The 12215-nt window shown below is 70.5% G+C and carries 11 protein-coding genes; 9 read left to right on the top strand and 2 right to left on the bottom strand.

Annotation, left to right across the window (positions count from 1 at the left end; all coding sequences use genetic code 11):
* The 8 genes from rpmF (at position 1) to ftsY (ending at position 8853) form a co-directional block, all read left to right on the top strand.
* A complete protein-coding gene (rpmF, locus tag NF556_RS13400) occupies positions 1-195 on the top strand; it encodes a 50S ribosomal protein L32 (protein WP_252591421.1) in 195 nt (64 codons plus the stop codon).
* 13 nt (positions 196-208) lie between these two features.
* The gene (gene rnc / locus NF556_RS13395; RefSeq protein WP_252591420.1) at positions 209-1009 is read left to right on the top strand and encodes a ribonuclease III; all 801 of its coding nucleotides are present in this window, start codon (positions 209-211) and stop codon (positions 1007-1009) included.
* A 6-nt stretch (positions 1010-1015) separates the two neighbouring features.
* Positions 1016-1933, top strand: coding sequence for a bifunctional DNA-formamidopyrimidine glycosylase/DNA-(apurinic or apyrimidinic site) lyase (gene mutM, locus NF556_RS13390; RefSeq protein WP_252591419.1), 918 nt, complete (start codon positions 1016-1018; stop codon positions 1931-1933).
* Between the two features lie 16 nt (positions 1934-1949).
* Positions 1950-2240: an acylphosphatase gene (locus tag NF556_RS13385; protein ID WP_252591418.1), complete on the top strand. Its 291-nt coding sequence runs from the start codon at positions 1950-1952 to the stop codon at positions 2238-2240.
* 123 nt (positions 2241-2363) lie between these two features.
* Entirely contained in the window at positions 2364-5939 is a 3576-nt protein-coding gene (gene smc, locus NF556_RS13380; RefSeq protein WP_252591417.1) for a chromosome segregation protein SMC, read from the top strand.
* A 202-nt stretch (positions 5940-6141) separates the two neighbouring features.
* A complete protein-coding gene (locus NF556_RS13375; RefSeq protein WP_252591416.1) occupies positions 6142-6354 on the top strand; it encodes a hypothetical protein in 213 nt (70 codons plus the stop codon).
* A complete protein-coding gene (locus NF556_RS13370; RefSeq protein WP_252591415.1) occupies positions 6341-7660 on the top strand; it encodes an MFS transporter in 1320 nt (439 codons plus the stop codon). The genes NF556_RS13375 and NF556_RS13370 overlap by 14 nt, the downstream gene beginning before the upstream one ends.
* A gap of 2 nt (positions 7661-7662) precedes the next feature.
* Positions 7663-8853, top strand: coding sequence for a signal recognition particle-docking protein FtsY (gene ftsY / locus NF556_RS13365; RefSeq protein ID WP_252591414.1), 1191 nt, complete (start codon positions 7663-7665; stop codon positions 8851-8853).
* Between the two features lie 162 nt (positions 8854-9015).
* Here ftsY and NF556_RS13360 read toward each other — a convergent pair whose 3' ends face one another.
* A complete protein-coding gene (locus NF556_RS13360; RefSeq protein WP_252591413.1) occupies positions 9016-9903 on the bottom strand; it encodes an oxygenase MpaB family protein in 888 nt (295 codons plus the stop codon).
* An 80-nt stretch (positions 9904-9983) separates the two neighbouring features.
* Here NF556_RS13360 and ffh point away from each other — a divergent pair, with 80 nt between their 5' ends.
* Positions 9984-11618, top strand: coding sequence for a signal recognition particle protein (gene ffh / locus NF556_RS13355; RefSeq protein ID WP_252591412.1), 1635 nt, complete (start codon positions 9984-9986; stop codon positions 11616-11618).
* A gap of 28 nt (positions 11619-11646) precedes the next feature.
* On the opposite strand, the gene NF556_RS13350 is transcribed toward ffh, so the two are convergent.
* Positions 11647-12201 carry a Uma2 family endonuclease gene (locus tag NF556_RS13350; protein WP_252591411.1) on the bottom strand — a complete coding sequence of 185 codons (555 nt, stop codon included), beginning with the start codon at positions 12199-12201 and terminating at the stop codon, positions 11647-11649.
* Between the last annotated feature and the right edge of the window lie 14 nt (positions 12202-12215).

Genomic DNA, 12215 nt, shown 5'->3' with positions numbered 1-12215 from the left:
GTGGCTGTCCCGAAGCGGAAGATGTCCCGCTCCAACACCCGTTCGCGCCGCGCCAACTGGAAGGCGTCACCGGTTGCGGTGAGCACCTGCCCGCAGTGCAAGGAGCTCAAGCAGCCGCACATGGCGTGCCCGTCCTGTGGCACCTACGGCGGTCGTCACTACGACGCCGCAGAGCGCACCGAGCACCAGGGCTGAGTTCCCCGTCAGCATGACGTCGGGCTCCGGCACCAGCGTGGAGCACTCCGCGCACCCTGAGCAGCGCCCCCTCGCGGACCTTCGCGACTACCTCACCGAGGTGGTCGGGGAGGTGTGCGACGAGGCGCTGCTTCGCCGTGCCATCACCCACCGGTCGTTCGCCTACGAGAACGGCAACCTCCCGCACAACGAGCGCCTGGAGTTCCTGGGCGACTCGGTGCTGGGCCTGGTCGTCACCGACACGCTGTTTCGTCGCCACCCCGACCTCCCCGAGGGCCAGTTGGCCAAGCTGCGTGCGGCGGTCGTCAACTCGCGCGCCCTCGCGGACGTCGCCCGCACGATGGGGCTGGGCGAGTTCGTCCTGCTCGGTCGCGGCGAGGAGGCCACCGGGGGGCGGGACAAGGCATCGATCCTGGCTGACACCACCGAGGCCGTGATCGGGTGCGTCTACGTCTCCGTGGGTCTGGACGCTGCGGACACGTTCGTGCACCACCTGCTGGACCCATTGATGGAGCACACAGCCAATCTCGGTGCTGCCCTGGACTGGAAGACCAGCCTGCAAGAGCTCGTCTCCACCGAGACGCCCACCTCGCCGAACTATCAGATCGCCGAGGACGGGCCAGACCACGACAAGGTCTTCACCGCCAACGCGGTGGTCGGCGATGAGGTGCTCGGCACGGGCGTCGGGCGCAGCAAGAAGGCCGCGGAGCAGAAGGCCGCCGAGGCCGCCTGGACCCTGCTCACCGAGCGGGCGACCGCGGTCGAGGACGCCGAGTCCGACGCGGACATCGACCCTGGCACCACCAGCGCCTGACCCATCGTGCCGGAGCTGCCTGAGGTTGAGGTCGTCCGTGGCGGACTGGTGGACCATGTCGTCGGCCGGCGCATCGCAGCGGCCGCCATCACCGGCACCCGGGTGGCTCGCCGGCACGAGGCCGGACCGCTGGATCTGGCCGCCCGACTGACCGACGCCACGGTGCTCTCTGCCGATCGCCGCGGGAAATATCTGTGGCTCGTCATCCAGACGCCCGATGACGACCCGCACGCACTGGTCGTCCACCTCGGCATGAGTGGGCAACTGCTGGTCGAGGAGGCAGGCGCACCGCGCGAGAAGCACCTGCACGCCGCTTTTGACTTCGACGACGACGGACCCCAGCTGCGCTTCGTTGACCAGCGCACCTTCGGTGGTCTGGCGCTGACCGAGCTGGTGCCTGATCGGTGGCCCGGCAGCACCCACACCCACGGGGTGCCGGTGCCGGTCGAGCACATCGGCCCCGACCCGCTCGAGCCGGCATACGACCAACCGGCGGTGGTCCGCGCACTCAAGCGTCGGCATACGGCCATCAAACGGGCCCTGCTGGACCAGGGACTGGTCAGTGGCGTCGGCAACATCTATGCCGACGAGGCCCTGTGGCGCGCTCAGGTGAACCCCCTGCGCGAGACCTCGGCGCTGACCAAGCCGGCGCTCGGCCGAGTCCTGGACCACGCCACCGAGGTGATGCGGGAGGCGCTCGGCCAGGGCGGGACCAGCTTCGACGCCCTCTATGTCAACATCAACGGCGCCAGCGGCTATTTTGACCGGTCGCTGCACGCCTACGGCCGAGAGGGGCAACCGTGCAACCGGTGCGGCACACCGATCCGGCGCGAGGCGTTCATGAACCGGTCCTCGCACTACTGCCCCCGCTGCCAACCGCGCCCCAGGGTGCGTCGAGCCATCACCGATCTCTCCCGACGCTGACGGCTGTGATGTGCTGATGAGTGTGATGAACAGAGCCCTGATCTTTGTGCGCGGCCGGGTCCAGGGCGTGGGCTTCCGGTGGTGGACGCGCGCCCGCGCCCTCGAGCTCGGTCTCGTCGGCCACGCCCGCAACCTGCCCGACGGCCGGGTCGAGGTCAACGCGCAGGGACCCCAGGAGTCGATCCAGGCCCTGATCGAGCTGCTGGGTGAGGAGACCTCCCTGCGCAGCAGGCCGGGCCACGTCTCCGGGATCACGGTCCAGTGGCACGAGCCCACCGACGGTCTGAGCGGTTTCCGGGAGCGCTGAGGCCGTCTCTCCGATCGACGTGGGGGGCGCTCTGTCAGGTTCATGGAGTCGAGGTGCGGGGGATCGGGGCGCCCCGCCGGTACAGTGACCGCAAGTCCGCCGCACCAGGAGCTGCCCCAACACGTGTATGTCAAGAGCCTGACCCTCAAGGGGTTCAAGTCGTTCGCCTCGGCCACCAAGCTGCGCCTGGAGCCGGGCATCACGTGCATCGTCGGGCCCAACGGCTCGGGCAAGTCCAACGTGGTCGACGCCCTCGCGTGGGTGATGGGTGAGCAGGGCGCCAAGAGTCTGCGCGGCGGCAAGATGGAGGACGTCATCTTCGCCGGCACCTCCGGGCGGGCGCCGCTGGGGCGCGCCGAGGTCACGATGACCATCGACAACACGGACGGCGCGCTGCCGATCGACTACTCCGAGGTGACGATCTCGCGGACCATGTTCCGCAACGGCGGCTCGGACTATGCCATCAACGGCACCTCGTGCCGACTGCTCGACATCCAGGAGCTGCTCTCCGACTCCGGCATCGGCCGTGAGATGCACGTCATCGTCGGGCAGGGCCAGCTCGACGCGGTCCTGCGGGCCACCCCCGAGGAGCGTCGCGGCTTCATCGAGGAGGCCGCGGGTGTCCTCAAGCACCGCAAGCGCAAGGAGAAGGCGCTGCGCAAGCTGGAGACGATGGAGGGCAACCTCACCCGGCTGGGCGACCTGACCTCCGAGATCCGGCGCCAGCTGGGCCCCCTGGGTCGGCAGGCCGAGACCGCCCGCCGCGCCGCCAGCATCCAGGCCGACGTCCGCGACGCCCGGCTGCGCATCCTGGCCGACGACCTGGTCCAGCTCACCAGCACCCTGGAGCAGGAGCTCGCCGACGAGACCGCCATGATCAACCGGCGCACGTCGGTGCAGCAGGCGCTCAACGCGGCACAGTCCACGGTCACCGAGCTCGAGGCCGAGGCTGCTGAGGCCGCGCCCGCGCTCAATGCCGCCCAGGACCAGTGGTATGCCCTGTCCTCCCTCGTCGAGCGCACCTCCGCCACGGCCGATCTGGCGCGCGAGCGGGTGCGGCTGCTGGCCAGTGAGACCGAGGAGGAGGCCACCGCCGGGTCGGGGGAGGGCCGCGACCCGGAGAAGCTGCGCGCCCAGGCCGCGTCCCTGCGCGAGCAGGAGCAGCAGCTCGAGCAGGAGGTCGCCGGGATCGGCGAGGCCCTGCAGACGGCCGAGCAGTCCCGACGGGACGCCGAGGCCGCCCACCACGAGGAGCAGCAGCGCCTGGTCCGTCTCGCCCGCGCCGCCGCCGACCGCCGGGAAGGACTGGCCCGCCTGTCCGGCAAGGTGGCCGCTGCCCGCAGCCGACTGGAGGCGGGGGAGGCCGAGGTCGGCCGACTGCGCGCCGCGCTGGAGTCCATCGCCACCCGTTCCGCCGGCGCCGAGCAGGAGTTCGCCGCCCTCGAGGGGCGCGTCCTCGACGTCGAGGAGGGCGAGGAGAGCCTCGACCAGGACTACGAGACCACAGAGGCTGCCCGGGTCGCTGCCGCAGCCGACGTCGAGCGGTTCACCGACGAGGTCCGCACCGCCGAGTCCCAACGCTCGAGCCTCACGGCCCGCTGCGAGGCCCTGGAGATGAGCCTGCGCCGCAAGGACGGTGCCGCCGCCCTGCTGGCCGCACCGGAGGGCCGCGGCGTCCTCGGCACCGTCACCAGCCTGGTCACCGTCACGAGCGGCTATGAGGCCGCCCTCGCCGCGGCGCTCGGCTGGGCCGGGGACGGCCTGGTCATGGAGTCGCTCGACCAGGCGCGCAGTGCCGTGGCCACCCTGCGGTCGCAGGATCAGGGCCGTGCCGCCCTCCTCGTCCCGCAGACCGCACCCGCCAGCGACACCAGCGACTGGCCCGACCTGGGCGCAGGGGCCGTCTGGGCGCGCGACGTCGTCACGGTCGCCAAGGATGCCGCCCCGGCCGTCGAGACACTGCTGCACCGGGTCGCGATCGTCGAGGACGACGCCGCCGCAGCCGACCTGGTGGCTCGGCACCAGATCACGGCCGTCACCCGTGAGGGTGATGTGTATGCCGCGGGTTGGGTCCGCGGTGGCAGCTCGGCCGCGCCGAGCCTGCTGGAGATCCAGAGCGCTCTGGATGAGGCTCAGGAGGAGCTCGCCGCCGCGACGGCGCGCGGGGAGAAGGCCACCTTTGCGCTGGCCGGGGCCAAGCAGGAGCTCACCCAGCACGCCGCCGCCGCCCAGCAGGCACTGGACGCCCTCCACGACTCCGACGCCAAGATGGCGGCCGTGGCCGAGAAGCTCGGCCAGCTCGGGTCGGCCGTGCGTGCTGCCCGCTCCGAGCACGAGCGCACCACCGCCTCCATCGCCTCTGCCGAGGAGGCCCTCGAGGCCGGCCGGGTCGACCTGGAGGCCCTGGTGGGGCGCCTGGCCGACGCCGAGGCCGAGCCGGGCGAGGAGGAGCCGAGCACGCAGGAGCGCGACCGTCTCGCCGCGGTGGCCGCGGCCGCCCGCACCAAGGAGACCGAGGTCCGGCTCTCGCTACGCACCCAGGAGGAGCGTGCCCGCGCCCTGCAGGGCCGTGCCGAGTCCCTGGAGGCCGCCGCCCGGTCGGAGATCGCGGCCCGGGAGCGGGCCGCCGCCCGTCGCGAGCGCCGAGCCCACGCCGCCCGGGTCGCGACCGCCGTCGCCGAGGGATCGGCATACCTGCTGGAGGAGGTGCGCGCCCTCGTCGGTGCCGCCGCCACCGTCCGGGACCAGGCACGTGCCCAGGCCGCCGAGCGGGACACGCGCCTGGCCGAGGGCAGGGGGCGGGTCTCCACGCTCGGGGACGAGCTGCGCGACCTGACCGACTCCGTGCACCGTGACGAGGTCGCCCGCGCCGAGCAACGCCTGCGCATTGAGGCCCTGCAGACCCGGGCCGTCGAGGAGCTGGGCATCGCCCCCGAGGCGCTCGTCGAGGAGTTCGGCCCGCATCAGATGATCCCGGCCATCCCCGGCCCCGATGACGACCCCGACGACCTCCCCGAGCCCAAGGCCTTTGTCCGCGAGGAGCAGGACAAGCGGCTGCGCAGCGCCGAGCGCAAGCTCAGTGCCCTGGGCAAGGTCAACCCGCTGGCGCTGGAGGAGTTCGCGGCGCTGGAGGAGCGGCACAAGTTCCTCACCGAGCAGGTCGAGGACCTGCGACGCTCCAAGGAGGACCTGCTCGGCATCGTCAAGGAGGTCGACGACCGCGTGGAGCGCGTCTTTGCCGAGGCCTTCGAGGACACCGCCGAGCAGTTTGCCGGGGTGTTCGGGCGGCTGTTCCCCGGTGGCGAGGGCCGACTCACCCTCACCAACCCAGACGACATGCTGACGACCGGCATCGAGGTGGAGGCACGGCCCCCGGGCAAGAAGATCAAGCGCCTCTCGCTGCTCTCCGGTGGTGAGCGCTCGCTGACCGCTGTCGCGCTGCTCGTGTCGATCTTCAAGGCGCGACCGAGCCCGTTCTACATCATGGACGAGGTCGAGGCGGCCCTCGATGACACCAACCTGGGCCGGTTGATCACGTTGTTCGAGGAGTTGCGCGACTCCAGCCAGCTCATCGTCATCACCCACCAGAAGCGCACCATGGAGGTCGCCGACGCGCTCTATGGCGTGTCCATGAAGGGCGACGGCGTGACAACCGTCGTGTCTCAGCGACTGCGCGACGTGCAACCGCAGTCCGCCTGAGACAGGGCAACCCGCCCTGTAACCCGCCCCGTCGCCACCCGCGGCGCACCCTCGTGACCCGCCCTGTCGCTACCCGCGACGCACCCTCGTGACCCGCGAGAACCGCCGTGATCGGTGAGAGTCGTCACGTTCGCTGGAAAAGATGTCCTTGCTGCGGCATGGTGATTTGTTTGACTGACCAAAACGTTGCACAGTTGTGACCATGATCGCGTTGGTGTTGGCCATGGTTGTGTGCGTGGCTCTCGGGGGACTCGTCGTGGGGTTCGTCGCCGTCGAGGCACGCCGCGATGGGCGCCAGGTGCTCACGCCTGAGGGCGAGGAGTTGGTCGCGAGCGCCCGACGCCGCGGCGAGGGCCTGCGGAGCCACGGGGAGCAGACCCGCCGCCCGACACAGCCCACTGTTGGCGGCCGCTGACCCCAGCGAGCTGACGCGCGCCGAGCGGCGCCGGGTCCTCACTGCGCTCTGCATCACCCAGCTCACGGGCTGGGGCATTCTCTATTACGCCTATCCGGTCATGCTCGCCGCCGTCGCGGCTGACACCGGGTGGTCGACGAGCACCGCGTTCGGTGCGTTCTCGCTCGGGCTGCTGGCCTCGGCGGTCGCTGCCCCGCGGGTGGGGCGGCTCCTGGACCGCGTCGGCCCGCGCCCGGTGATGTCGTGGGGTTCCGTGCTGGGTGTCCTTGCCCTGGTGGGCGTGGCCCTGGCCCCCACGCTGTTCTGGTTCATCGTGGCCTGGGTCGTGGTCGGCCTCGCCCAGTCGGCCGTGCTCTATCCACCGGCCTTCGCCGCCCTGACGCACTGGTTTGGTCCCCAGCGGGTGGCTGCGATCACCACGGTCACCCTCGCTGGCGGTCTGGCTGGCACGGTGTTTGCGCCCGTGACGGCCGTGTTGCTGCGGCACCTGAGCTGGCAGGAGACCACCGTCGTCCTGGCGGTCATCCTGGGGGCTGTCACGATCCCGGTGCACGCGCTGGCGCTCACGCCGGCCTGGTCTCGCACGAGCGGGGCCACCACCGGCACCCGCACTGTCACCGGCACGTCAGCCGCCGTCGGAACCTCAACCGCCGCCGGAACCTCAACCGCCGCCGGCACCCCCGAGACCGCGGAGATGGCCACGAAGGTCGAGCGCACCTATGTCCGGCGCACCGCCCGCAGTCGACCCTTCGGATTCCTGCTGGTGGTCCTCGCGCTGACCGGCTTTGGTCTGTTCGGCGCCACGCTGAACCTCATCCCGATGCTGACCGAGCGGGGCGTCGGCCACGAGACCGCCGCGGTCATCTTCGGGCTGGTTGGCGTGGGACAGCTCGCCGGTCGCTTCGGCTATCCGGTGCTCTCGCGGCGGCTGAGCGCACCGGTGCGGGCCATGGTGGTCCTGGGCTTTGGGGCGGTGATGGTGCTGGTGCTGGCCGTTGTGGAGGGGCCGTTGACCGTGCTGATCGCTGCGTCGATCGGGGCGGGAGCAGCCCGCGGCATCTACACCCTGCTGCAGGCCACCAGCGTCAGTGACCGCTGGGGCACCCGCAGTTTCGGTGCCCTCAACGGCATCGCGACCGTGCCGACGACGGCGGCCATGGTGGCCGCTCCGGCCGGTGGAGCGTTCCTGGGCGAGGTGGTTGGCAGCTACAGCACGGCCTTCGCCCTGCTGGCCGTCGTGACCCTGATCGGCGCTGTGCTCGCCCTGGGCACCGGGACTGTCTCAACGAGGCCATCCGGTCTGTGACAATGGCGGGCGTGGACAGCCTGTGGGAATACCTGACCGTCGCCACCGTCGTGGCCCTGGCCGGACTTGCCGTCATCGTCGGCCTCTTTCGGGGCCGGGGCGGCAAGGGTGGCAGCAAGACCATCGAGGCACCGCCGAGCGTGCCGCGCGAGGACGGGCGTGAGGCAGACGGCCTCGCACCTCCGGACGGTGAGCCGGTCGAGGACACCGGTGGTGGCGTCGCCGTCGACGTCGAGCCCGAGCCAGTCACCCCGACCCTGGAGAAGCCCGCGTCCGCCCGCGGTCGCCTGGCCCGGCTGCGTGCGCGTCTGGCCCGCTCCAACAACGCCATCGGCAACGCCCTGCTCGCGCTGCTCTCCAGCGGCGGCCTGGACGAGCAGTCGTGGGAGGACGTCGAGGACACCCTCCTGCAGGCCGACCTGGGTGTCGAGGCCACCAACGAGCTGGTCGGCAAGTTGCGCACCCGCGTGCAGGTCGACGGAGCCAGCGACCCCGAGGTCGTCAAGGGCTGGTTGCGCGAGGAGTTGCTCGCCCTGGTCGACCCGAGCATGGACCGCCGTGTCGCTGCCAGCCGCGTGGGGGACCGCCCCTCGGTGATCCTGGTCGTCGGCGTCAACGGCACCGGCAAGACCACCACCGTCGGCAAGCTCGCACGGGTCCTGGTCGCCGAGGACAAGGACGTGCTCCTGGGCGCAGCCGACACCTTCCGCGCCGCCGCGGCCGACCAGTTGCAGACCTGGGGCGAGCGGGTCGGCGTGCCGACCGTGCGCTCGGACCGCGAGGGCGCCGACCCCGCCTCGGTGGCTTTCGACGCCGTGAAGTCGGCTGCCGACTATGAGGCAGACGTGGTCATCATCGACACCGCCGGTCGCCTGCACAACAAGGCCGGCCTGATGGACGAGCTGTCCAAAGTCAAGCGCGTCGTGGAGAAGCAGAGCCCGATCGATGAGGTGCTGCTGGTGCTCGACGCGACGACCGGTCAGAACGGCATGCGCCAGGCCGAGGTCTTCGGCGAGGCGGTCAACATCACCGGCATCGTGCTCAGCAAGCTGGACGGCACCGCCAAGGGTGGGATTGTCGTCAACGTCCAGCGCCGCCTCGGCGTCCCGGTCAAGCTCGTCGGCCTCGGCGAGGGCCCAGATGACCTGGCGCCGTTTGACCCGGAGGCCTTTGTCGACGCCATCATCGGCTGACGCAGAGGGCACTCCTGCCCGTGCATTCAAACAGGCGATGTCGCCCTCGCCGCACGGGGCCAACTCGCTGACCTGCACGTCTGCGCAACGCCTCGTGACATTGCCTGTTGGCATGCACGCCGACCCGCGGGAATGATCGCTCGTCGCGGTCCAGGGCGACGATCAGCGGCTGGTGGCAGAGCTCTCGGGGGAGTTGCGCGGGTCGGACGGCTCGCTCAGCGCCCAACCGACAGCGGCAGTCCCGAGTCGCCCCGCGGGTCGGAGCACCAGGCGCTCCGCCACGGCATCGACGCGTCCGAGGCGCAGGCCGAGCAGGTCCCGGGCATAGTCCGGCAGCATCGTCACCGCCCCGGCCGCCAGCATCCAGTAGCCCGGTCGTGCGCCGATCGGCAGGGGCGGCTCGCGCAGCAGGAACGCGGCGGCGTCGCGCGCCCCGTCGGTCACCGCAAGCTCTGGGCCGTATGCCGACAGTCGCCGTTGCAGGTCCGCGACGGTCTGGGGCGCGTCGGGGACGCCGAGCTGGCCGGCGGCCCAGCTGGCCTGCGCCACATAGGTGTCCGCCTCGGCCGGGGTCAGTGGTGTGCGTGAGTAACGCTGGTAGGCGGTCAGGAACGAGTCGATCTCGGCGACGTGGACCCAGGTCAGCAGGTGCGGGTCCCGCGCGTCATAGGTCCGCCCGTCCGGCGCGGTGCCGGAGACCGTGTCGTGCACCCGGTTGATCCGATCCAGCACCCGCTGGGCGCCCTCGACCGGCCCGAACGTCGTCATCGCGATGAACTCGCTGGTGCGCTGCAGCCGTCCCCACGGGTCGCCCCGATAACCGGAGTGTTCGCCGACCCCCGCCATGGCCAACGGGTGCAGTGACTGCAGGAGCAGGGCACGCAACCCACCGGCATACATGCCTGCGTGGTTGTGCACCCGACAGATCGGGTCGGTCGGCGCGAACCTGCGCTCGCCCGGGGCGAGCCAGATCGCGGCGGCCCGCCGGTCGGCGTCCGGGCCGGCCACCCGCGAACGGAGGGCGGCGGCGAGGCGGCGACGGATCGGCATACGAGCAGTATGTCGCGGGGCCGCGGCAACTGTGCCGCGCCGAGGCCGGTGGTTGGCTCCCCAACAGTTAACCTGTGTGGGTGTTCAACAGCCTTTCCGATCGCCTGACAGACACCTTCCGCAACCTCAAGCGCAAGGGGTCCCTGTCCGAGACCGACGTCAACAAGACCGTCCGTGACATCCGGATGGCGCTGCTCGACGCCGATGTCGCGCTGCCGGTCGTCAAGCAGTTCACCGGCAGTGTGCGCGAGCGCGCGCTCGGCGCCGAGGTGTCCCAGGCGCTCAACCCCGGCCAGCAGGTCGTCAAGATCGTCAACGAGGAGCTCGTCAGCATCCTCGGTGGAGCGACCCGGCGGCTGAACCTGGCCAAGAACCCGCCGACGGTGATCATGCTCGCCGGTCTGCAGGGTTCGGGCAAGACGACCCTGGCCGGCAAGCTCGGCTATTGGCTCAAGGACCAGGGGCACGCCCCGCTGCTCGTCGCAGCCGACCTGCAGCGGCCGAACGCCGTCACCCAGCTCGAGGTGGTCGGGGAGCGCGCCGGGGTGTCGGTCTTTGCGCCCGAGCGCGGCAACGTCTTTGGACACGACGCGGCCCTGGAGTCCGGTGAGGGCACCCGCTCCTTCGGCGACCCGATCGACGTCGCGATCGATGGTGTGGCCCACGCCCGGGACAAGGGCTTTGACGTGGTCATCATCGACACCGCCGGTCGCCTGGCCGTCGATGTCGACCTGATGCGCCAGGCGCACGACATCCGGATGGAGACCAACGCCGACGAGGTGTTGTTCGTCATCGACGCGATGATCGGCCAGGCGGCCGTGGACACGGCCAAGGCCTTCTCCGACGGTGTGGGGATCACCGGCTCGGTGCTGACCAAGCTCGACGGTGACGCCCGTGGTGGTGCGGCCCTGTCGGTCGCGACCGTGACCGGTGAGCCGATCCTGTTCGCCTCCACCGGTGAGGGCGTCAAGGACTTCGAGACCTTCCACCCCGACCGGATGGCCAGCCGCATCCTGGACATGGGTGACGTGCTGACCCTGATCGAGCAGGCCGAAAAGGCCTTCGACCAGTCGCAGCAGCGCGAGATGGCGCGCAAGTTCCTGTCGGAGGAGGACTTCACCTTCACCGACTTCCTGGAGCAGATGCAGGCCATCAAGAAGATGGGCTCCCTGAAGCAGATGCTCGGCATGATGCCCGGGATGCAGCAGATGCGCGCCCAGCTGGACGCTCTGGACGACAAGGAGTTCGACCGGGTCGAGGCGATGGTCCGCTCGATGACCCCGTTTGAGCGCTCCCACCCCAAGCAGATCAACGGCTCGCGCCGCGCGCGCATCGCCAAGGGCTCTGGTGTCTCGCCGTCCGAGGTCAACCAGTTGCTCGAGCGCTTCGGCCAGGCCCAGAAGATGATGCGTCAGATGCGCAAGGGTGGCGGGGGCATGCCCGGGATGCCGGCCATGCCGGGGATGCCCGGCATGGGTGGCGGCTCAGCCAAGGGCAAGGGCAAGCAGCAGCGCAAGAAGGGCAAGAGCGGCAACCCGGCCAAGCGGGCCGAGCAGGAGCGGCTGGCCTCGCAGAAGGCGGAGGAGGCCCGTGGCAACGCCCTGGGCAGCGCCTTCGGCATGCCGGGTGGCGCTGAGGAGCCCTCGGAGCAGGATCTGTCTAACCTCAAGCTGCCCGCCGGGTTCGACAAGTTCCTCAAGGACGGCGACAAGTAGTCCCGACCGTCCGACAGCCCAACTGTCCTCAGCGCAGATCGTCGACCAGGTGGCTGGGGATGATCTCGATGGGCCACGGCAGAGAGAGTTTCGCAACCTCGTCGCCGGTAGCGTGTGCGACCTCCACGTAGTGGTGCTCGCGCAGTTCCCAGGCGCGCAGCGAGGGCTCATCCGGATCGATGACCCAGTATGACGGGGTGCACGCTTGCTCGTAACGGAGCTGCTTGGCGCCCAGGTCGAAGGTGCGGGTGCTGGGGGAGAGGACCTCGACAGCCAGGAGCGGGCGGCCCTCGATGCGCTCCTCACTGACTGCGGAGTTGGGCACGACGAGCACGTCTGGCTGCAGGACTGTGTCGTCCCCCAACCTGATGTCCAGCGGGGCCATGTAGACCTCGTACTCTCCCGGGCGGCTACGGTCGAGCAGCTGTGCTAGACGGAAGGCAACCTTCTGGTGACGCGGCACAGGTGACGGAGTCACGATGAGCACGCCATCGATGAGCTCGTAGCGGTGGCCGTCGTCGACATCACGGATCGCCTCGAAGTCCTCGAGGGTCACTGGTCCGCCGCGCGGCAGCGTCGTCATAAGTCCCATCGTGC

The organism is Ornithinimicrobium faecis (assembly GCF_023923225.1).
Classification (GTDB): Bacteria; Actinomycetota; Actinomycetes; order Actinomycetales; family Dermatophilaceae; genus Ornithinicoccus; species Ornithinicoccus faecis.
The sequence above is the reverse complement of the archived record's forward strand: the minus strand, read 5'-3'. Positions and strand labels throughout refer to the sequence as shown.